We start from the raw sequence: 19980 nt of genomic DNA on the forward strand, positions 1-19980 counted from the left end.
CGGAACGACCGTGGCGGCCTAATAGGCCGCCGCGAGGCCGGGCTTGATCGCATATTCCTCCAGCAGATCGGCATGGTGACGTTCGGCCACGTCCGGGTGCGAGCGCAGACGGCCCTTGAGATAGTTGCGTCCGACCTCGCGGAACAACGGGTTCTGCGGATCCTGCGTGACGCCGCGGGCGTAGTCGGCGAGCTCCGACGGCAGCGTCAGCACCGGCACGGTGGCGTCGAGCCGTGCGCCGAGAAAAAACGCGACCGATAGCCGGTCGGTGTCCGGCGGCGGAGATACCACCCGGTGCACATTGGCGCGCAGGGCACCGTTCGAGGCCAGCTCGAGGATCTCGCCGATATTGACCACGAACGATCCCGGCAGCGGCGGCGCATCGATCCAGCCGTCGGCGGTTTCGACCTGCAAGCCGGCCACGGTGTCCTGCAGCAGGATCGTGACGAAGCCGGAATCCTTGTGGGCGCCGACGCCCTGGTCGCTCTCGTCCGCTGCTCGCCCGGGATAGCGGATGATCTTGATCAGCTGATTGGGCGAGGGCACGTAGATTGGCTCGAACACATCTTCGGATTGTCCGAGCGCGGCCGCGAACACCCGCAGCACTTTGATCGCCAGCTCCGTCACCTCCTGCTGATACCGTAGCAGCAGCGGCTTCAACTCCGGCAGTGAGTCGGGCCATTGGTTCGGTCCCTGCAGCCGGGTCCAGGCCGGCGCCGACCGGCTGAGCGGGAACGCCTCGCGTTCGGCCCCAACATCGAGCTGTTCGCGCCAATCCGGCTGGCCGCGGGTGAATTCCCGGCCGGCGCGGGTGTAGCCGCGGAAATGCGGCGAGTTGATCATCTCGATCGCGAGCTTGTCCGCCTCCGGAAGGGCAAAGAAGTTGCGCGAGGCAAACAGCACGTCGCGGATCAGCCGGTCAGAGATGCCGTGACCGACAAGGTAAAAGAATCCGGGACCGAAGGCGGCGTTGCGGACATCGCGGAGAAATTCCGCCCGCGCGGCGGTGTCGCTGCGAAACCGGCTGAGGTCGAGGACGGGAAGCTGTGAGGGCGAGGCTGTCATCGATTGGCTCCAACTATAGCGGCTGCTTCGAATGATGCGTGCGTGCCGACATGCTGTCGAGGCTTCGGCGAAAATAGCATCGGTCGTGCTGCCGATCAGTGTTGGTCCGCTGGGTTTATTTCCTCGCTGATGCGCTTCGTAGTTGGTCCTGCTTCCGAGAGCATCGGTGTTCTCGAAGCCGAAGCGGCGCGTATCGCCTGCGGGCCGATATCGATCGTTGGCAGCTTAGTTGTACTCAAAATTACCGATTGGATGCCTGATGTCGAATCTCGCGTGGATTTCGAAGAAGCTTATCTGCAGAGCAACTAATTTGGATGGCTTTACTACTGACGAAAATTGAAAACGCTGGGAGCGCCATCTAGCATCGGTGATCGTCGATCGGGCGCCGCAGTTGATGTTGGCGGCCACGTGATCGGTTGGGCTGACCTCGGTCGCGGGCATCGCCATGCCCGCACACTGCAGGCATCTTTGAAATTGGGAAGGGAATTTATCTTGATGCGACCGCTCGTATTCTCCGTCATTCTCGCCGCCGCGATCGGGGCCGGAAATCCTGCCGGCGCCGAGACCATCCGCGTCGGCGTCACCAGCGGTCCGCATGCGCAGATCACCGAGGCTCTTGTTCCGGTCGCCAAGGCCAAGGGGCTCGACGTCAAGCTGGTGGAGTTCTCCGACGGTGCGCTGATCGATGTTGCCACCCATAATGGCGAGCTCGACGCTAACGCCTTCCAACATACGCCTTATCTCGATCAGCAAAACCGCGACCGCGGGCTCGACATCGTCTCGGTCGGCCGCACTATCCTGCTGCCGATGGCCGGCTATTCCCGCAAGCATAAGTCGCTGGCGGATCTGCCGGTCGGCGCCAAGATCTCGATTCCGAACGATCCCACCAATGGCGGGCGGGCGCTCAAGTTGCTGGAAGCGGGCGGCGTGATCAAGCTCGCGCCGGGCAGCAATTTCAGCGCGACCGAACTCGACATCGTCGACAATCCGAAGAAGGTGAAGATTCTGGCGATGGAAACCGCGCAGCTGCCGCGGTCGCTGGAAGACGTCGACTTTTCGGTCATCACCTCGTTCTTCGCCCTGAGTGCGGGTCTTGTTCCCAATCGGGATTCGCTGCTGATTGAAAGCCAGCAGTCCGATTACGTCTGCCTGATCGGGGTCGCTCGCAAGGATGCGGACAAGCCTTGGGTCAAGACCTTGGTCGAGAGCTATCAGTCGCCCGAGGTAAAGCAATTCATCGCGACGAAATTCAACGGCAATATCCTGGCGGCGTGGTGACCGATCGGATGAACGCGCTCCCGCCACCATCCGAATTTCATCTCGTCGCCGGCGGAGCTGACGCCTCCCGGGACGCGGTGATCCGGATCGAGCATCTCAGCAAGACATTTTCGGACGCCGCCGGGCCGGTGCTCGACGACGTCTCACTCACGATCAGTCGCGGCGAAATCCACGGCATCATCGGCAGGTCGGGAGCTGGCAAAAGCACGCTGGTCCGCTGCATCAATCTGCTGGAGCGGCCGACCGCAGGGCGGGTGATCGTCTCGGGCCGAGAGATCACCAGCCTGCGCGGCCGTGCGCTGCGCAATGCGCGGCGTGATATCGGCATGATCTTCCAGCACTTCAACGTGCTGTCGTCGCACACGGTCGCCGGCAACGTCGCGCTGCCATTTAAGGTGGCGGGGCTGCCGCGCGCGGAGATCGCTCGGCGGATTCCGCCACTGCTCGATCTGGTGGGGCTTGCTCACAAAGCGGACGCGTATCCGTCTGAATTGTCGGGCGGTCAGAAACAGCGAGTCGGAATTGCCCGGGCGCTTGCGCTCGATCCGTCTGTGCTGCTGTGCGACGAAGCAACCTCGGCGCTCGATCCAGAGACCACCGACCAAATCTTGGCGCTGCTGCGCGACATCAATCGCAAGCTCGGCCTCACCATCGTCCTGATCACTCACGAGATGCACGTGGTGCGTGACATCGCCACCCGCGTGGCGGTGCTCGATCATGGCCGGGTGGTGGAGGAGGGCGCGACATTCGATGTGCTGGCGTTTCCGAAATCAGCGGTGGCGCGGTCGTTCCTGTCCGGCCTTGTGGCGCACGAATTGCCGCCACCGGTGGCGGCGCAGCTCCTGCCGGAGGCCGTGCCCGGCAGCGATCCGGTGCTGCGCATCGTGTTCACCGGAACCGCGGCGCACGACCCGATCGTTGCTGATCTCGTGTCGGTGTTCGGCATCCAGCCCAATATTCTGCACGGGCGGATTGATTACGTCGGCGACCGGCCGCTCGGCGTGCTGACGCTGGTGGCGGGCGGGGCCGGCGACAAGTTGCCCGCCGTGCTGTCGCATCTTTCCTCCCTCGGATTAGTCGTGGAAGTCATCGGTCATGCCGTTCGATCTGCTGTCGCCCGCCGTCACAGCGCTGCTCGTTGAGTCGCTCAAACAGACCGCCTACATGGTCTCGGTCGCGGCCGTGGTCTCGACTGCGCTCGGCCTGCCGCTTGGCGTCCTGCTGGTGGTGACGTCGCCGGGCCACATTCTGCCGCTGCCGATCTTCAATCGGGTGCTCGGCACGGTGGTCAACTTGGTCCGGTCGACGCCCTTCATCATCCTGATGGTGGCGATCATCCCGTTCACGCGCTTCGTCGCCGGAAGCTCGGTCGGCACCAGTGCCGCGATTGTTCCCCTCACTGTGGCTATCACGCCGCTGTTCGCGCGGCTTGCCGAGACCGCGATGCGTGAGGTCGATCGGGGGCTGATTGAAGCGGCCGAGGCGATTGGAGCGTCGCCGCTGCAGATCATCGTCCGCGTGATTATCCCGGAAGCGCTGCCGAGCATCGTGGCCGGGCAGACCGTCGCGCTGGTCAGCCTGATCGGCTACTCGGCGATGGCCGGCACCGTCGGCGGCGGTGGCCTCGGCGATCTCGGCGTGCGGTTCGGCTATCAGCGCTTCATGCCCGAGGTGATGGCTGCGGTCGTGATCGTGCTCGTCGCCATCGTTCAGTCCGTTCAGTTGCTCGGCGACGCGGCTGCGCGCGCCGTCAATCACCGTATCGCCCGCGGCAAGCGATCGGCATCCCGCGCTTAATTTCAGGCCGTAGCTCTATTTCGAAGGAAGACCTCATGTCGCTGCAAACTGTGCAACCACTGCTTCCTGGCAATATCGATACGCTCGCGCTCCACGGCGGCTCGTTTCGCGCCGATCCGGCCACCGGCGCCACGCAGGTGCCGATCTATCAGAGCACATCGTTCGATCTGCAGACCACCGAACGTGCCGACCGGCTGGTGAATTTCGAGGAGTTCGGCTTCGTCTATTCGCGCATCGGCAATCCGACCGCGCATGTGCTGGAGGAACGGCTCGCCGCCCTTGAAGGCGGCGCCGCGGCGCTGGCGCTGGCCTCGGGGCAGGCTGCGGTGGCGCTGTCGGTGCTGACGCTCGTGCAGGCCGGCGACAACATCGTCACCGGAACGGATCTCTACGGCGGCACCTGGAATTTCTTCGCCAACCGGCTGAAGCAGTTCGGCATCGAGGCGCGTTTCGTCGATCCGTCCGACCCCGAGGCGTTCCGCGCCGCCACCGACGATCGCACTCGGCTGTATTTCGGCGAGACCTTGCCGAACCCGAAGCTCAACGTGTTTCCGATCCGCGAAGTCGCCGACATCGGCCGCAGCTTCGGCATTCCGCTGATCATCGACAATACGGCGGCGCCGCTGCTGGCGCGGCCGATCGAGCATGGCGCGGCCATCGTGGTGCATTCGGCCACCAAATATATCGGAGGGCACGGCACCACGATTGGCGGCGTCATCATCGATAGCGGCCAGTTCCCGTGGGAGGAGTTCGCTGACCGTCATCGGCTGATCACAGGCCCCGATCCATCCTACAACGGCCGCAACTGGCCGGACATCGCGCGGCCGTTCGGTCCGGTTGCCTATGCGTTTGCGGCGCGCGCCGGCCTGTTGCGCGACCTTGGCCCGGCGTTGTCGCCGCAGAACGCGTTTCAGTTGATTCAGGGCGTCGAGACGCTGCCGCTGCGCATCCGTCAGCAGACTGCCAATGCGGCGCGGATCGCGGACTATCTGGCGCAGAATCCCAAGGTCGCGAACGTGATCTATCCCGGCCTGCAGAGCGGCGAGGCGCGGCGCCGCGCCGACACCTATCTGAAAGGCGGCTACGGCGCGCTGGTCGGCTTCGAACTGCCGGGCGGCTTCACGGCGGGCCGACGCTTCATCGACTCGCTGAAGCTGTTGTTCCACGTCGCTAATATCGGCGACGCCCATAGTCTCGCGATCCACCCGTCGTCGACGACGCATGCCCAGCTCGCGCCGGACAAGCAGCTCGCCGCCGGTGTCACGCCGGGCTACGTGCGGCTGTCGATCGGCATCGAGAGCGTCGACGACATTATCGCCGACATCGCCCAGGCGCTCGACGCCACCTGAATTTGCGAGGCGCACATGGCGCTCAATCTGAAGACTCCCCAGGTCGAAACCCGCGACCAGCGGCTCGGCACCATCACCCAGTGGGATGGCCGCGCCGGCCAGTTGGTCAAGGATTCGGCTTTCACTTATGGCTGCGCCAAGGGCTGCGAGAACGGGGGGCGACGGCTGTGCGAACAGTCGACGCCATTCGCGCAGGCGTCGATGTGCGCCGAGCACATCGCCGTCACCAACGCCACCATCATCCAGGATTCGGTGGTGGTGCAGCATTCGCCGATCGGCTGCGCTGCCAGCCAGTCGTTCACCGCGCGCTACTACCGTGATCTTGCCGCTCGCCGTGGCTGGAAGCTGGAAGACCCGAAGTCGATCTGCACCAATCTCGGCGAGCAGGACATGGTGTTCGGCGGCGTCTCCCGCCTGGAGGACACCATCCGTGACGCCTATGAGCGCCACAAGCCGCGGGTGATTTTCGTGGCGACCTCGTGCGCCACCGGCATCATCGGCGACGATGTCGACGGCGCGGCCAAGCGAGTCGAAGATGAGATCGGCATTCCGGTCGTCACCCTGCATTGCGAAGGGTTCAAATCGAAGCACTGGTCGAGCGGCTGGGACGTGATCGAGCACGGCATCCTGCGCCGCCTGGTGCCGTATCCGCGAACCAAGCAGCTAGATCTGATTAATGTCATCCATCTCGGCGGCCCCGACGTGTTCTCGCCGCTACTGAATCCGCTCGGGTTGCGGGTCAATCTGGTGATGGGCGGCAATACACTGGAGCGGCTGGCGCAGATGTCGGAAGCCGCGGCGACGGTGACGATGTGTTTCGTGCTGTCGTATCTCGCCACCGGGCTCGAACAGGAGTTCGGCGTGCCGGAGGTGAGGGCGCCGCTGCCCTATGGGCTGGACGCCACCGATAACTGGCTGCGCGACATCGCGCGGCTGACCGGCACCTCCGACAAGGTCGAGGCGGTGATCGAAAGCGAACGGGCACGCATCGCGCCGGAACTGGCACGTCTGCGCAAAGCGCTGACCGGGAAGCGTGGCTTCGTGGCGGCCGGTGCCGCATTCGCGCACGGGCTGATCACGGATCTGCGCGAACTCGGCGTCACCGTCGACGATGCGTTCTCGTTCCACCACGATCCGACCACCGACTCAGGTGATCCGCAGCAGGATTCGCTCGGCCACCTGGTCGACGCCTGGGGCGATATCCCGAACTATACGGTGAGCCCGGATCAGCATTTCCAGGCCCACGCAGCGCTGCTACGGGCCAAGCCTGACTTTGTGATCTGCCGACACACCGGCACGCTGGCGGTGCTGGCCGGGCGAATGGGCATTCCGGTGCTGCCGATTTTCTATTCCAACGACGGCCTCGGTTACGAAGGCCTGCTGACGATCGGCCGCGCCATCCTGCGCGTGCTGCCGCGTAAGCGGTTCTACGAAGACGTCGCCGCGCACAGCTCGTTTCCGTACCAGCCTTGGTGGTTGGCAGAGACCGATCCCTACGCGCCGATCACCGAGCCGACCTGAAAGAGTTCATTGATGCTGTCTCCCGTCACCAACGCCCAAGATCCCACCGGTGCGTTCTGCTCTTCGCCGGGCGCGATCGAGCAGGTGCGCTACGGCTGCAGCCTCGGCGCGCTCGCGAGCGTGATCGCCATTCCCGGCGCGATCCCGATCACCCATTGCGGGCCTGGCTGCGCCACCAAACAGTTTCATGCGCTATCCGGCATCAACGCCTATCAGGGCGGCGAATTCCATGTGCCGAGCACCAATCTCGGCAATCAGGAAGTGATCTTCGGCGGTGCCGATCGGCTCGACGAATTGATCGCCTCGACGCTGAAGGTGATGGAGGCCGATCTGTTCGTGGTGCAGACCGGCTGCATCCCTGGCCTGGTCGGCGACGACGTCGGCAGCGTGGTGCGTCGCTATCAAAAGCGCGGCGTGCCGATCGTGGTGGCCGAGACCAGCGGCTATCGCGGCAATAACTTCACCGGCCATGAGACGGTGATCCGCGCCATCATCGATCAATTCGTCGACGCCGGCGATGCGCCGCTGCAGCACGGCTTGGTCAATGTCTGGTCGCTGCTGCCCTATCAGAACCCGTTCTGGCGGGGGGATCTGGCCGAGATCCGCCGCATCCTCGAAGGCATCGGTCTCCAGGTGAACATTCTGTTCGGCCCGGCATCGGCCGGCGTCGCGGAATGGCGCGCGATTCCGAAGGCGCAGTTCAATCTCGTGCTGTCGCCCTGGCTCGGGCTCTCGACCGCGGCGCATCTCGAGGATCTCTATGGCCAGCCGTTCCTGCACGAGCCGACGATCCCGATCGGCGCCAAGGCGACCAGCGCGTTCCTGCGCCGGGTGGTGGCGTTCGCGGGTCTCGATCGGGCACGCGCCGAAGCGTTCATCGCGCAGGAGGAAAAGGAGCACTACGTTTACTTGCGCGACTTCGCCTGTTTCTATGCCGGCTCGACCAGCCAGTACCGGCTGCCGTCGCAGGCGATCGTGGTCAGCGAAAGCGCCTATAATCTCGCGGTGGCGAGCTTCCTGGTCGAGCAACTCGGGCTCAATCCGGGGCCGTTCGTGATCAGCGAGAATCCACCGGAGGAGCTGCGCGAGACGATCGAAAAACAGTATCGCGCACTTGCCGACCAATCCGGCGCCGAGGCCGTGTTTGAGCAGGATGGCAAGCGCATCCATCAGATCGTGCGCGCGACCGACTTCACCGGCGAACTGCCGATCGTGTTCGGCTCGACCTGGGAGGCAGCGCTGGCCGATGAGATCGGCGCTCCGCTGGTCGAGATCGGCTATCCGTGTACCGACGAGGTCGTGCTGTCGCGCGCTTATGTGGGCTATCGCGGCGCGCTGCAGTTGATCGAGCGGACCTACACCACGGTGGTGCGCGCGAGCACGATGGCCTGACGGCTCAGACCTGTGCGCGGCGGCCGATCCGGGCCGCCGTGTCGCCTTCCACCACGTTGCGGATCACTTCGAGCGCCTCTTGGATCATGGCGGGCGTGACGTCGAGATGCGTGCAGGCCCGCAGCCGGCCGCCGAGGATCGAGATCAGCACGCCATCGGCGCGCAGCGCGTCGACGAATTCCTGCTTCGACAATGCCGCGTCCGAGATATCGAAATAGACCAGGTTGGTCTCGGGAGGTTCAGCCGTCACGCCGCCAATCTGCGACAAGCCTGCTGCGAGCAGCCTGGCATTGGCGTGATCGTCAGCGAGCCGATCGACGTTGTGGTCGAGCGCGTACAGACAGGCGGCGGCGCAAATGCCGGCCTGGCGCAACGAGCCGCCGAGCCGCTGCTTCCACAGCCAAACCTGGTCGATGAAGTCGTTTGAGCCGGCCAATACCGCACCGAGTGGCGCGCCGAGACCTTTGCTGAAATCGATCCACACCGAGTCCCAGCCTGCAGCGATCTGCCGGGGCGATGCGCCGCTGGCGACGCTTGCGTTCATCAGGCGGGCGCCGTCCATGTGGGTGGCGAGCCCGTTGGCGCGAGCCAGCGCCGCGACGTCGCCGAGCGCCGACGTCCGCCACACCGTGCCGCCGCCGAGATTGGTGGTCTGCTCGACGCACACCAAGCTCTGCCTCGCCTGATGACGGTCAGGCCGATGCAGTGCTGCTCGCAGCGTGTCGGCCGAGAACTGACCGCCTGTACCCGGCAGCGGGTGAATCTGAAAGCCGCCGAGCGCCGCGTGTGTACAGCCCTCCAGCGAGACGACATGCGACGTCTCGTGCGCGAGGATTTCGTCGCCGGCTCGGCAATGCGCCAGCGTCGCTGCGATATTGCAGATCGTGCCGGACGCCATGAACACCGCGGCTTCCTTGCCGAGCAGATCGGCAACCCGGGCGCACAGTGCGTTCACGGTCGGATCGGCGCCGATCTGTTCGTCGCCCACCGGCGCCCGCGCCATCGCCTCCCGCATCGCCGCGCTGGGCTGCGTCTGGGTGTCCGACAGCAGATTGATCCGCACCGGCGGCAGTCGGGTATCTTCAGGGGCGGGGGTGTAGATCACGGTGCGATGTCACGTTCATGTTTAACAAAAGCGATGCTGCCGTCAGCTAGTATAATCTATTAGTTCCACATGAAGTAAAGCTCTTCGCGGAACGCGAAGTGTTCGATGCGGCTGGTGACGACTTCCTCGAAGGTCGTTGTGTTGACCGCGTCTGTCGCGGTCAAATCTGGCAATAGGGCGTCTGGCTTTGCGGTCAGCTGAGCCTCACCGAGCGTCAAAGCACTTCGGGTCAGAATCGTATCGAGTTCGGTTTCATTTGTTCGCCCGCGGGCGAGGCGCGGAAGTCGTTGCAGCCATAGTTGTGGTCGAGCGAGACAGCGCTGAACTCAACCAAGTGAGTCCAGCGGCGTATCGCCGTTGCAGCGAATGCTCACGTTTTGAAGTCACCGAGCGGCGACCGACATCAATGCGATTCCAGATTTGGGATTCGCTCATCCATCAATGGTCAGGCGCGCCGGCGATGCACGACAATAGAGGGGGCGTTTCTTGCTTTGATGCCGCCGTGCCAACATAACAGACGAGTTTCCGTGATAACGGACGTTGCTGCCGTTCTGTTGGCGTTGTGGCTGACTTGTTGGAGGAAAGCGAAGAGAAGGCCGTATTCGCGATTGAGTGATTAGCAACGTAATTCTACTCTCCAGGTCAGCAGACGAAGCAAGTTCGTCCCAGACGATGGAGAGAGCCATGAATACCGCAATGCAGATGATGCCGATGATGCCCATGCCGATGCCGATGATGGGCGGGATGCCGGGCATGATGAATCCGATGATGATGAACCCGATGATGGCGGGCATGTCGATGATGGGCATGCCGGGCATGGCGATGCCGATGATGATGTGCAAGATGACTTGCACGATGTCGCCGAACGGCACGATGAGCTGCGAGATGGCGCCGATGGATCCGGCGATGAAGGACATGTTCATGCAGTGCTGCCAGAACATGATGACCATGATGACGGGCGGCATGCCGATGATGATGAGCTGCGGCGGCATGATGATGATGGGGATGATGGCGAAGGCCTAATCGCCTCGTTCCATCTTCTGCAGATCAGCCCGGAGCCGGCCACCTGCCGGCTCCTTGCTGTTGAACAGCAGATTTCTTTGACGGCGTCTCCCACATAGCTCAGGCGTGCGTTCGCTCCGACGTGAGGAACGCTGCTTTGGGGGCAGGTCGCGCGATGGGCGGCTACCCGATGGATTCGACGTAGGTCATGACGAGGAACAGAACGGCTTCCTCGGTGCCGAGATTGCGATAGCTGTGCGGGACATCTGCTTCGAACAGGATCGCGTCGCCGGCACTCAGCACGACGGGCCGCTCCGCACCTGCGGTGATTTCGACAGCACCTTTCGCAACGACCAGATTTTCGCGGGTGCCGGCGGCGTGCGGGTCGGCGTCCTCGCGATGAAGCGGTGCCAACCGCAGTTCGTAGAATTCGACCTGGCGCTCGCCGTCAAATGGAAACAGCGCGCGCGAGGTGAATTGACCCTGGTTCGACGTCAGAAGTTTGGCGTCGGTGCGGCGCAGCACCTGGGGACGGTGGTTGCCCTCCGTGGCGATCAGGCGCGCAAATGGGACGCCGAGCGCGGTCGCGACCTTCCACAAGGTTCCGATCGTCGGCACGCTCTTGCCGGTCTCGATCTGCCCAAGCATCGCACGGCTGACGCCGGATTGCTTGGCCAGACGTTCAAGCGAGTAACCCTGCCGCACCCGAAGCCGCCGCAGATTATGCCCAACGATCGACGGCAGATCGATTGAGACGTGCTTCGCTTCGGTTTCGTGGGAGTCGAGCCGGAAGCTGGCGTCGCTCATCCCTTCGCTCCGGGCGTGTAGCTGCCGATCAGCATAATCGGTGCCATGACCCAGCTCGGCCAGAAACCGAAGAAGAAGGCCTGACCGTGAAACGGAAGCGGCTGGTATTGATCCCACGTTGGGGCTGAGTTCGCCGCAGCGGTGAGCGCCTTTCGTTGCGCCCGGTACGCACTCAGATCGATCACATTCGCCGATTGCACGGACACCACGTCCTCGTTGTCATCCATCGAAGTCCAATGTTCGGCGATAAACCCCCGCATGACAATCAGTGCAGCGAGAAAACAACGGATCGAGCGCCTTTGCTCTGTCCAGTGGCAAGGCATTTCAGCCTGCTGCGCTCGCGTAGGTCATGTCTGCTATCGGAGACACGGCGGGTCCGGATGTTTCGGGCCAAGTGGGGCTGGACCGGCCGAAAGCCGAGTCCGCTGCTATTTTACCTCCACGGTTGCGGAGCGCGCGATGGGAGACGTTCGGCGGTTGGTCCGGTGGGCGCACGATACAAGACGTCCGGCATTGCACGAGCCGTGCGATGCCGGACGAGGTGGTCCAACGGGAGAATCGATGATCAGGACGCCGGCGACCACTTCCAGACGATGTCGCGGACGTTGATCGGTTTCGGGATCAGGCCGAGCTTGTGGAAGCGGTCGGCGGTCTGCTGCTGCTCGGCGATGTATTTCTCGGTCACCGGCGTGATCTCGAACACCGAGCGGCCGACCAGTACGCTCACCACGGCTGGATCAACGCCGGTGGAGGTGGCGAGGGATTTGGTAATCTCGTCGTGATGCGCATTGGCCCATTGCGCTTCCTTGGCGAAGGTCTGGTTGATCAGCGCCACTACGTCGCCGTGCGCATTGGTGAATTCGCGGTTGGCGAGGAAGAATCCGATCGAGTCGTGAGCGTCGCCGGCGAAGCTCAGGACGCGGGCGCCGCTCTTCTCTGCCAGCGCGAGGTACGGATCCCAGATTGCCCACGCGTCCACCGTTCCGCCGGCGAATGCCGCGGTGCCATCGGCGGGCGGCAGGTACACCGCGGTCACGTCGGTGAACTGCAGGCCAGCTTTTTCGAGGATAGCGACGGCCGTGTTGTGTGCGCTCGATCCTTTCGGAATAGCAAGCCGCTTGCCTTTGAGATCGGCGACCGTCTTGATCGGCGAGTTCGCCGGAACGACGATTCCTTCGTTCTTGCCGGAGCCGGGCAGGGCAGCGACGTACAGCAGGTTGGCCGCTGCGGCCTGCGCAAAGATCGGCGGGGTGTCGCCGGTGTAACCGAAATCGATATTGCCGGTGTTGAGCGCTTCGAGCAGCGGCGGGCCGAAGGCGAACTCGACCCACTTCACGGAAAGGCCCTTTTCCTTGAGCGCCGCTTCGAGGACGCCGCGTTCCTTCACAGCAGGCTGAATGCCTGCCTTCTGGAAGCCGATGCGGACTTCCTTCAGGTCCGCCGCAGAGGCGAAGCCGATGGACGATGCCGCGAGCGCGGCGAAGGCGAGGGCGAACAACGATCTACGCGACGACATCATGAGCCTGCTCCAGAGATCATTCGTGGGATGCTATTAGAGGCAGGAATTCCAATCCGACTGAATTCCAAAGATCGAAGGCAGTCATGCGAACTATGCTGCTCAGCATCTGATTGGGGAAAGGACTGTTTGCCCCATTCGCAAGTCAGCTTTCGGATTCGTTGCTAGCCGTGCTTGGTGCTTGGTACGCTGACCTCGGCCAGGCGCACGAGATCTTCGTCGCGATCGATGGCGACGTAGCTGCCCTGCCAATAGGTCAGTGAGGCTTTGCGTGGCAGCGTCGAGGTGTGAACGACGCGGCCAACCAGGATCGCGTGGGTATGCCGCTCGATAACTTCATCGAGCTCGCATTCGATGGTCGCGAGTGCGCCGGCCAGAACGGGGGCGCCCGAGATACCCGTATTCCACGTACCGCCGGCGAACCGCGCTGCGCCCTTCAGGCCGCCCTTGCCGGCGAAGCGTTCGCCGATTTCGATCTGGTCGGCAGCGAGGATGTTGACCGCGAAGGCGTGACTGCAAGCGATCAGCGGGCCGGCGGACGATTTCTGGTTGAGACAGACGATCAACGTCGGCGGCGTCGCCGACAGCGAGGTCACCGCCGTGGCGGTCATGCCGACTCGGGTGCTGCCTTTGCCGGCGGTGATGACGCTGACGCCGCTCGCGAGTTGCCGCATCGCATGGGCGAAGTCAGCCGGCGAAGCGGAACGAAGACGGTCCTCGATGGCAAGCGTCATGGCAGCAGCCTCACAGCTCGAATGTGTCCTCCGCGCCCTTGAGCAGATCTCGTAGGATCTCACCTTCTAGGGCGGCGAGCTCGGCGGAGCCGCGTTGGCGGGGGCGCGGCAGATCGATCGGCAGATCCTTGGCGATGCGGCCGTCCTCGATCACCAGCACGCGATCGGCGAGGGCAACCGCCTCGGCGACGTCGTGGGTCACCAGGATGGCGGTAAACCCCTGGGCCTGCCAGACCTGTTCGAGCAGACGCTGCATGGCGATGCGTGTCAGCGCGTCCAGGGCGCCGAGCGGCTCGTCGAAGGCGAGCACGCGCGGTCGGCTGACCAGGGCGCGGGCCAATGCGACGCGCTGCTTTTGACCTCCGGATAGCACCGCCGGCCATTCCCCGCGCTTGTCATCGAGACCGACCTCGATCAGGGCCGCATCGGCGCGCGCCCGGGCATCCGGAGAGTTGCGCTCGGTGCCGAGACCGACCTCCACATTGGCGAGGACCCGTGCCCACGGCAGCAGGCGCGGCTCCTGGAACATGACGCGGACGTCGCCCGGCAGTTTGTCTTCGCCGAATACGATGTGGCCTGCACTCGGAGTTTCGAGCCCGGCGATCAGTCGCAGCAGCGTGCTCTTGCCGCAGCCGCTGCGGCCGACAATGGTGACGAACTGGCCGGCCGGGATATGCAGGTCGATGCCGCGAAGCACGTCGTTGTCGCCAAAGGATTTGCGCAAACCGCGAATGTCGAGCGCGAGCGCGCTTGTCGGAGGCTGCGAGGGGCGAGGTTCGTCCTCGATGGTGCGGGCGACCGGATCGTAGGCGCCGGGCGGGGCGGCTAGCAGGAATTGAAGCGCTTCCATCATCATCCCCTCAAGAGCGCTGGAATGCCGGGTGCCACGACAGCGTCTGCCGTTCGAGTAGACGGGAGGCGCTGTCGGCGAGCTTGCCGAGCAGGGCGTAGATCAGGATCGATAGAACGACCACGTCGATCAGCATGAATTCGCGCGCCTGCATCGCCATGTAGCCGAGGCCCGACGAGGCAGCGATGGTCTCGGCCACGATCAGGGTCAGCCACATGATGCCGAGCGCGAAACGGACGCCGACGAACACGGAGGGCAGCGCGCCTGGAAAGATCACCCGGCGGAACAGTTCGACGTTGCTCATGCCGTAGATCCGCCCCATCTCGATCAGTTGCGGATCGACGCTGCGGATGCCGTGCAGGGTGTTCAGATAGATCGGGAAGAACACGCCGAGCGCGACCAGGAACAGCTTGGCCTCCTCGTCGATCCCGAACCACAGGATCACCAGCGGGATCAGCGCCAGGTGCGGCACGTTGCGGACCATCTGCAACGTGGTGTCCGACAGCTTGGCACTGAGGCTGGACAGGCCGTTGGCGAGACCAAACGCAAAGCCGATGCTGCCGCCGATGGCGAAGCCGACCGAGGCGCGCCAGAAGCTGACCCAGATATTGCGGAAGAGTTCGCCGGACTGCAGCAATTTCCAGCCGGCGACCAGGACGTCGCTCGGCGCCGGCAGCACACGCGCCGATACAAATCCGAGGCTGCAGGCCGCTTGCCAGACCAGGATGATCAGCAGCGGCACGATCCATTGGATCAGCCCGTCCGGTCGCGGCAGCCGCCACGCGCGCGGTCGGGCGAGGGTTTCGACGAGGCTCATGGTTTGGCCACCTGCTTGGCGTTCGGCAGATGCTCATTGGCGATGGTCTCGCCGAACGGGCCGGTGTTGGCGCGCAGCGGTGTGACATTGCCCGCGTGCTGCGGCTTCACCAGCGGGAAGACGAGCTCGGCAAACCGATAGGCTTCTTCGAGATGCGGGTATCCGGACAGAATGAAGGTGTCGATGCCGACCTCCTGGTATTCCTTAATCCGCGCGGCCACGGTCTGCGGATCGCCGACCAGCGCGGTGCCAGCGCCCCCCCGCACCAGACCGACGCCGGCCCAAAGATTGGGGCTGATCTCCAGCTTGTCGCGGCGGCCGCCGTGCAGCTCGGACATCCGCTGCTGACCGACCGAGTCCATTCGGGCGAACACCTTCTGCGCGGCGGCGATGGTGTCGTCGGTGACGTAGCGGATCAGATCGTCGGCTGCGGCCCAGGCAGCTTCGTTGGTCTCGCGAACGATCACGTGCAAGCGGATGCCGAACGACAGCTTGCGCCCGCGCGGCTCCGCCACCGCCCGGACGCGATTGACTTTCTCGGCGACCTGCGCGGGCGGCTCGCCCCAGGTCAGATACTTGTCGACCGTGTCGGCTGCGACGTCGATGCCGGCGTCCGATGACCCTCCGAAATACAGTGGCGGGCGCGGGCTTTGCACCGGTGGGAACAGCAGCCGTCCATCCTCGATCGTGATGTGCTTTCCGGCGACGTTGACGGTCTTGCCGGACAACAGATCCGAATAGACGTTGAGGAATTCGCGGGTCACCTCGTAGCGCTCGTCGTGCGACAAGAACACGCCGTCGCCCTTGTTCTCGACCGGATCGCCGCCGGTGACGACGTTGACGAGAAGCCGGCCGCCAATCAAGCGGTCCAGCGTCGCGGTCATCCGAGCTGCGACGCTGGGCGACTGCAGGCCGGGGCGGACGGCGACCAGGTAACGCAGCCTCTCGGTCAAAGGCGCCACCGCCGAGGCCACCACCCAGGAATCCTCGCAGCTCCGTCCGGTGGGCAGCAAAACGCCGAAATAGCCGAGTTGATCGGCCGCTTGTGCGATCTGCCGGAGATAGCCGAAGTTGACGTCTCGGCCACCATTCGATGTTCCGAGATAGTGACCATCACCGTGGGTCGGAAGAAACCAAAGGAAGTTTGAAGATGTCGTCGGGAGGGCTGTCATGCGGCGTGCTCCTGGATTGTCCTGTCTTATTTTTGCGTTTGCCGGCTCAAGCCTGTGGCGGCCGCCACACCGCATCGCGCACCACGATCGGGCGGGGAATCAGGCCAAGCTGATGGAAACGGTCGGCGACGTCCTGCTGGGTCGAGACGATCTCGTCCGTCACCGGCCCAACCACAAACGACGAGCGGTTTGCGGCGATCGTCTGGATGTCGAGCGGGATGCCTGTGACGGCACTGAGGGACTGAGCGACGTCGCCGCGATGATCCTCAGCCCATCGCGCGGTCGCGCTGGTGACCTCGATGATCTGCTTGAGGATCAACGCATTTCGTTGAGCGAATTCACGGTTGGCGATGTAGAACGAGTTGGTCCGGCCGACCTCGGAGGCATTGACCAGCACGCGCCCGTTCTGCTTCAGCTCGCCGATCGCGAAATACGGATCCCAGATCGACCAGGCATCGATGCTGCCTTGCGCGAACGCGGGCCCGGCGTCCGGCGGCGACAGGTACACCGGCGTGATGTCGCCATAGGTCAGGCCGGCCTTCTTGAGCGCCAGCAAGACGACGTTGTGGGCGCTCGATCCCTTTGTGAAGCCGATGCGCTTACCCTTGAGATCGGCGAGACTGCGGATCGGCGAATCCTTCGGAACCAGGATGCCCTGACCGTTGGTAATCGGCTGACCGGCCGCGTAGACGATTGCAGCGCCAGCAGCCTGGGCAAAGATCGGCGGCGAGTCCCCGACGGCGCCGTAGTGAATGCTGCCGACGTTCATCGCCTCGAGCATCGGGGGACCGGAAGAGAATTCCAGCCATTTGATGCCGATATTCTGTCCGGCGAAGTGATCCTCCAGCGTCCGCCGTTGCCGCGCGATCACCAACACGCCGTTCTTCTGATAGCCGATGCGGATCTCGGTCAGCGGCTCGGCCGCGGCTGAGCGCGACAGAATCGGCAGCAAAGCGGCTCCGGCGGATAGCTGGAGAAATTGTCGGCGCTGCATCTGGCCTCCCTCGTTGTTGGTTGGTCGCGAGGGATGATGGGAGGCCGGGGAGGCGGTGTCGAGCCGTTGGGAAAAATAGCAACGCCCGTGCTCAGACGGAGGCACAGGCGGAGGTAAAATCCTCTGTTTGGGCCGAAGGCGGAATGGTTGTTCTCGTGCGAACGATCGCAGTTGATCCCCAGGAGAGGGAACTTAGTTGCGGCCGTTCCTCCCGAGACAAGCTAGTTACAACGCAGGTCCAGACCGCCGACGGGTGATGAGCGCCGAGAGCTATCTGCAATTAGTTACCTTGTTAGATCAACTGTTCTGCTGAGCCGATCAGGTCCGTCATAAACAACCTCTAAACGGCGTCATCTTCAGAATTGTCGGCGGGATAAGGTTCGAGGATGATTTGCGGACCGCCTGATGGCCTCCGGTGCCGTGGCGCAATCACGGATGAGATGTATATGCCGACAGTTAGCGAGTTGAAGGAAGGACTTTGGCGCGAACTGGCGCTCAAGGCAGAACTTGGCATCAACGGCGTTGCAATCAGCGGCGAGGCACTCGATTTCGTCCAGCCCGGCATCAAGGCCCAGGAGCAGGTGCATTGCCTGTTCGAGATGGATTTCGAAACCCACACGGTCGAGCTGCCGTCGCATTTTTATCTGCCGCTCGGGCTGAGTGTCCCGTTCCGCTGGAATCCAAAATCGGGCTATCGAGTCGATCTGCTCGGCGATCGGACGGTGCTGATCGATGGCAGTGAGGTGATCGCCGAGATCCGATTTCGTGAGCGTCCGGCATTCTATGGCGCCAAGACGTCGGATGGGATCGAGATGGCGCAGATTGGTGCGCACTACGCCGACCGGCACCTGTTCGTGGTCTATAGCAACGAGTGCTCGTACAAGGACAAGGGCGAAGATTGCCTGTTCTGCAACATCAATTACACCAAGGACGTGTACGGCGACAAAGGTGGGGTGTTCTGGAAGAACGCGAGGCAGATCGGCGAGACGGCGGCGCGCGCCTACAACGACGGTGCGATCGATCACCTGACGGTCAGCGGTGGCGTGATCCCTGAGCGCCGTGAACTTGAATACTACCTCGACGTCGCGGAAGCCATTCAGCAGCACACCGGGCTCGACGATTTCAACGGCACCGCGACGATTGCTGCGCCGCTCGATCTGCGCAATCTCGATCGTTTCAAGGAGGCCGGCTATCGCACCACGGCCATGAACATCGAGATCTGGGACAAGGGGATCTATGATGCGATCTGCCCCGGCAAGGCGCGCGGCGGTGGCGGTTGGGAGCACTGGGTCAAGGCGCTCGAATATGCTGTGACCGTGTTCGGTCATGGCAGAGTGCGCTCCAACATCGTCGCCGGAATCGAGCCGAAGCGCAGTACGCTGGCCGGGCTGGAGTATCTGGCGTCCAAGGGGGTGGTCGGGACGTTCGCGGTTTGGTGTCCGAACCCCGGCTCGGAGCTCGAAGGCCACCGTTGTCCGGAGCCGGGCTGGTACCTCGATCTCGCGCACAAACTGGTCGCGATCTGGAAGAAGAACGGCATCACCTACCAGCACGTGTTCGACAGCAACGCCTCGTCCGACACATTGCAGCACGACATCTACCGGATCGAGGACGAGACGTTGCCGATTTTCGGCACTGCCAGGCAGCTCGAACCCGCCGAGTGAGCTGCGTCGTCACCTCTTCACCGCTGAGCACAACGGGGTTTTCGTGAGCACCAATAAGCCCAAGCACATCGCCATCTATGGCAAGGGAGGCATCGGCAAGTCGACCACGACGTCGAACATCAGTGCGGCGCTTGCGGAGGCGGGGCATCGCGTGATCCAGATCGGCTGCGATCCGAAGAGCGACTCGACGACGATCCTGCGGGGTGGCGAGGATCTAACGACCGTGCTGGACAGCCTGCGGGATAGCGGCCGGCCGACCATCGCGGACGTGTCAGCGATCGGGTTCGGCGGTGTACTCTGCATCGAGGCCGGCGGGCCGGTGCCTGGAGTGGGCTGCGCGGGGCGCGGCATCAACGCCGCGGTCGATTTGCTCCATGAACTGAAACTGTTCGAGGAATTCAAGCCGGATTACGTGTTGTACGATGTGCTCGGCGACGTGGTGTGCGGCGGCTTCGCGGTGCCGATCCGCAGTGGCATCGCCGAATCCGCCTTCGTCGTGACGTCGTCGGATTTCATGGCGATCTTCGCGGCCAACAATCTGTTCAAGGCGATCAGCAAATACGCACCTTCGGGCGGCGCGCGGCTTGGCGGCGTGATCGCCAACAGCATCCAGACGCCCTATGCGAGTGCGCTGATCGACGATTTCGCCTCGCGAACAGGAACGAACGTGGTGGGCTACGTGCCGCGCTCGCTGACGGTGGCACAGAGCGAACTGTACGGCCAGACCGTGATCGAAGCGGCACCGGCTTCAGAGCAGGCTGACGTGTACCGTCAGCTCGCGCGGCACATCGCAGGCGATCATCCGGTGTCGATCCCCAAGCCTCTCAACGCCCCAGCGTTGAAGCAATGGGCCAAACAATGGGGTGACCGTGTGTTCGGCGGCGCGGCGGAGCGTCGGCTCGCCGAGGTGGTGTGAG

The 19980-nt window shown here is 63.6% G+C and carries 20 protein-coding genes; 8 read left to right on the forward strand and 12 right to left on the reverse strand.

Annotated elements, in window-relative coordinates; translation table 11 throughout:
* Nucleotides 1–18 precede the first annotated feature (18 nt).
* Nucleotides 19–1065 (reverse strand): isopenicillin N synthase family dioxygenase, encoded by a 1047-nt coding sequence (locus RPPS3_RS11840; protein ID WP_107344282.1) that lies wholly within the window; start codon nt 1063–1065, stop codon nt 19–21.
* A 495-nt stretch (nt 1066–1560) separates the two neighbouring features.
* Between RPPS3_RS11840 and RPPS3_RS11850 the strand changes: the two genes are divergently transcribed.
* Genes RPPS3_RS11850 through RPPS3_RS11875 form a run of 6 tightly spaced genes read left to right on the forward strand, consistent with a single transcriptional unit; the run spans nt 1561 to nt 8402 of the window.
* A complete protein-coding gene (locus RPPS3_RS11850) occupies nt 1561–2343 on the forward strand; it encodes a MetQ/NlpA family ABC transporter substrate-binding protein (protein ID WP_107344284.1) in 783 nt (260 codons plus the stop codon).
* A gap of 8 nt (nt 2344–2351) precedes the next feature.
* Entirely contained in the window at nt 2352–3485 is a 1134-nt protein-coding gene (locus RPPS3_RS11855; RefSeq protein WP_107346570.1) for a methionine ABC transporter ATP-binding protein, read from the forward strand.
* Nucleotides 3439–4140 (forward strand): methionine ABC transporter permease, encoded by a 702-nt coding sequence (locus tag RPPS3_RS11860; protein ID WP_011157914.1) that lies wholly within the window; start codon nt 3439–3441, stop codon nt 4138–4140. The genes RPPS3_RS11855 and RPPS3_RS11860 overlap by 47 nt, the downstream gene beginning before the upstream one ends.
* Before the next feature lie 35 nt (nt 4141–4175).
* Nucleotides 4176–5489, forward strand: a complete 1314-nt coding sequence (locus tag RPPS3_RS11865) for an O-acetylhomoserine aminocarboxypropyltransferase/cysteine synthase family protein (RefSeq protein WP_107344285.1) — start codon at nt 4176–4178, stop codon at nt 5487–5489.
* Nucleotides 5490–5504: 15 nt separating this feature from the next.
* The gene (locus RPPS3_RS11870) at nt 5505–7010 is read left to right on the forward strand and encodes a nitrogenase component 1 (RefSeq protein WP_107344286.1); all 1506 of its coding nucleotides are present in this window, start codon (nt 5505–5507) and stop codon (nt 7008–7010) included.
* Between the two features lie 12 nt (nt 7011–7022).
* Nucleotides 7023–8402 (forward strand): nitrogenase component 1, encoded by a 1380-nt coding sequence (locus tag RPPS3_RS11875; protein ID WP_107344287.1) that lies wholly within the window; start codon nt 7023–7025, stop codon nt 8400–8402.
* A 4-nt stretch (nt 8403–8406) separates the two neighbouring features.
* Here the strand turns inward: RPPS3_RS11875 and RPPS3_RS11880 are convergent, their stop codons facing one another.
* From RPPS3_RS11880 to RPPS3_RS11930, 11 genes are all read right to left on the reverse strand, one after another.
* The gene (locus tag RPPS3_RS11880) at nt 8407–9507 is read right to left on the reverse strand and encodes a threonine aldolase family protein (protein WP_107344288.1); all 1101 of its coding nucleotides are present in this window, start codon (nt 9505–9507) and stop codon (nt 8407–8409) included.
* Nucleotides 9508–9566: 59 nt separating this feature from the next.
* Entirely contained in the window at nt 9567–9800 is a 234-nt protein-coding gene (locus tag RPPS3_RS11885; protein ID WP_107344289.1) for a DUF2218 domain-containing protein, read from the reverse strand.
* 138 nt (nt 9801–9938) lie between these two features.
* On the reverse strand, nt 9939–10430 hold the full coding sequence (locus RPPS3_RS24630; RefSeq protein ID WP_199852212.1) for a hypothetical protein: 492 nt from the start codon (nt 10428–10430) through the stop codon (nt 9939–9941).
* Between the two features lie 262 nt (nt 10431–10692).
* Complete coding sequence (locus RPPS3_RS11895; RefSeq protein WP_107344290.1) at nt 10693–11316, reverse strand: helix-turn-helix domain-containing protein; 624 nt, start codon at nt 11314–11316, stop codon at nt 10693–10695.
* The gene (locus tag RPPS3_RS11900; protein ID WP_159060671.1) at nt 11313–11543 is read right to left on the reverse strand and encodes a hypothetical protein; all 231 of its coding nucleotides are present in this window, start codon (nt 11541–11543) and stop codon (nt 11313–11315) included. Before RPPS3_RS11900 ends, RPPS3_RS11895 begins: the two co-directional genes overlap by 4 nt.
* Nucleotides 11544–11881: 338 nt before the next feature.
* Nucleotides 11882–12835 (reverse strand): aliphatic sulfonate ABC transporter substrate-binding protein, encoded by a 954-nt coding sequence (locus RPPS3_RS11905; RefSeq protein WP_107344292.1) that lies wholly within the window; start codon nt 12833–12835, stop codon nt 11882–11884.
* A gap of 161 nt (nt 12836–12996) precedes the next feature.
* Nucleotides 12997–13566 (reverse strand): flavin reductase family protein, encoded by a 570-nt coding sequence (locus RPPS3_RS11910; protein ID WP_107344293.1) that lies wholly within the window; start codon nt 13564–13566, stop codon nt 12997–12999.
* A gap of 10 nt (nt 13567–13576) precedes the next feature.
* Nucleotides 13577–14422, reverse strand: coding sequence for an ATP-binding cassette domain-containing protein (locus tag RPPS3_RS11915; RefSeq protein WP_107344294.1), 846 nt, complete (start codon nt 14420–14422; stop codon nt 13577–13579).
* A gap of 4 nt (nt 14423–14426) precedes the next feature.
* Entirely contained in the window at nt 14427–15233 is an 807-nt protein-coding gene (gene ssuC, locus RPPS3_RS11920) for an aliphatic sulfonate ABC transporter permease SsuC (RefSeq protein WP_107344295.1), read from the reverse strand.
* Nucleotides 15230–16405, reverse strand: coding sequence for an FMNH2-dependent alkanesulfonate monooxygenase (gene ssuD / locus RPPS3_RS11925; RefSeq protein ID WP_107344296.1), 1176 nt, complete (start codon nt 16403–16405; stop codon nt 15230–15232). Before ssuD ends, ssuC begins: the two co-directional genes overlap by 4 nt.
* A gap of 46 nt (nt 16406–16451) precedes the next feature.
* Entirely contained in the window at nt 16452–17399 is a 948-nt protein-coding gene (locus tag RPPS3_RS11930; protein ID WP_107344297.1) for a sulfonate ABC transporter substrate-binding protein, read from the reverse strand.
* A 446-nt stretch (nt 17400–17845) separates the two neighbouring features.
* Here RPPS3_RS11930 and RPPS3_RS11935 point away from each other — a divergent pair, with 446 nt between their 5' ends.
* The gene (locus RPPS3_RS11935; protein ID WP_107346571.1) at nt 17846–19063 is read left to right on the forward strand and encodes a radical SAM protein; all 1218 of its coding nucleotides are present in this window, start codon (nt 17846–17848) and stop codon (nt 19061–19063) included.
* Between the two features lie 43 nt (nt 19064–19106).
* Nucleotides 19107–19979: an AAA family ATPase gene (locus RPPS3_RS11940; RefSeq protein ID WP_107344298.1), complete on the forward strand. Its 873-nt coding sequence runs from the start codon at nt 19107–19109 to the stop codon at nt 19977–19979.
* Nucleotide 19980 lies beyond the last annotated feature (1 nt).

Source organism: Rhodopseudomonas palustris (genome assembly GCF_003031265.1).
Classification (GTDB): domain Bacteria; phylum Pseudomonadota; class Alphaproteobacteria; order Rhizobiales; family Xanthobacteraceae; genus Rhodopseudomonas; species Rhodopseudomonas palustris_H.

Coding starts and splice junctions, on each gene's coding strand:
- RPPS3_RS11840 (WP_107344282.1), bottom strand. CDS start 1,065: ATGACAGCCTCGCCCTCACAGCTTCCCGTCCTCGACCTCAGCCGGTTT.
- RPPS3_RS11850 (WP_107344284.1), top strand. CDS start 1,561: ATGCGACCGCTCGTATTCTCCGTCATTCTCGCCGCCGCGATCGGGGCC.
- RPPS3_RS11855 (WP_107346570.1), top strand. CDS start 2,352: ATGAACGCGCTCCCGCCACCATCCGAATTTCATCTCGTCGCCGGCGGA.
- RPPS3_RS11860 (WP_011157914.1), top strand. CDS start 3,439: ATGCCGTTCGATCTGCTGTCGCCCGCCGTCACAGCGCTGCTCGTTGAG.
- RPPS3_RS11865 (WP_107344285.1), top strand. CDS start 4,176: ATGTCGCTGCAAACTGTGCAACCACTGCTTCCTGGCAATATCGATACG.
- RPPS3_RS11870 (WP_107344286.1), top strand. CDS start 5,505: ATGGCGCTCAATCTGAAGACTCCCCAGGTCGAAACCCGCGACCAGCGG.
- RPPS3_RS11875 (WP_107344287.1), top strand. CDS start 7,023: ATGCTGTCTCCCGTCACCAACGCCCAAGATCCCACCGGTGCGTTCTGC.
- RPPS3_RS24630 (WP_199852212.1), bottom strand. CDS start 10,430: ATGAACATGTCCTTCATCGCCGGATCCATCGGCGCCATCTCGCAGCTC.
- RPPS3_RS11895 (WP_107344290.1), bottom strand. CDS start 11,316: ATGAGCGACGCCAGCTTCCGGCTCGACTCCCACGAAACCGAAGCGAAG.
- RPPS3_RS11900 (WP_159060671.1), bottom strand. CDS start 11,543: ATGGATGACAACGAGGACGTGGTGTCCGTGCAATCGGCGAATGTGATC.
- RPPS3_RS11905 (WP_107344292.1), bottom strand. CDS start 12,835: ATGATGTCGTCGCGTAGATCGTTGTTCGCCCTCGCCTTCGCCGCGCTC.
- RPPS3_RS11910 (WP_107344293.1), bottom strand. CDS start 13,566: ATGACGCTTGCCATCGAGGACCGTCTTCGTTCCGCTTCGCCGGCTGAC.
- RPPS3_RS11915 (WP_107344294.1), bottom strand. CDS start 14,422: ATGATGATGGAAGCGCTTCAATTCCTGCTAGCCGCCCCGCCCGGCGCC.
- ssuC (WP_107344295.1), bottom strand. CDS start 15,233: ATGAGCCTCGTCGAAACCCTCGCCCGACCGCGCGCGTGGCGGCTGCCG.
- ssuD (WP_107344296.1), bottom strand. CDS start 16,405: ATGACAGCCCTCCCGACGACATCTTCAAACTTCCTTTGGTTTCTTCCG.
- RPPS3_RS11930 (WP_107344297.1), bottom strand. CDS start 17,399: ATGCAGCGCCGACAATTTCTCCAGCTATCCGCCGGAGCCGCTTTGCTG.
- RPPS3_RS11935 (WP_107346571.1), top strand. CDS start 17,846: ATGCCGACAGTTAGCGAGTTGAAGGAAGGACTTTGGCGCGAACTGGCG.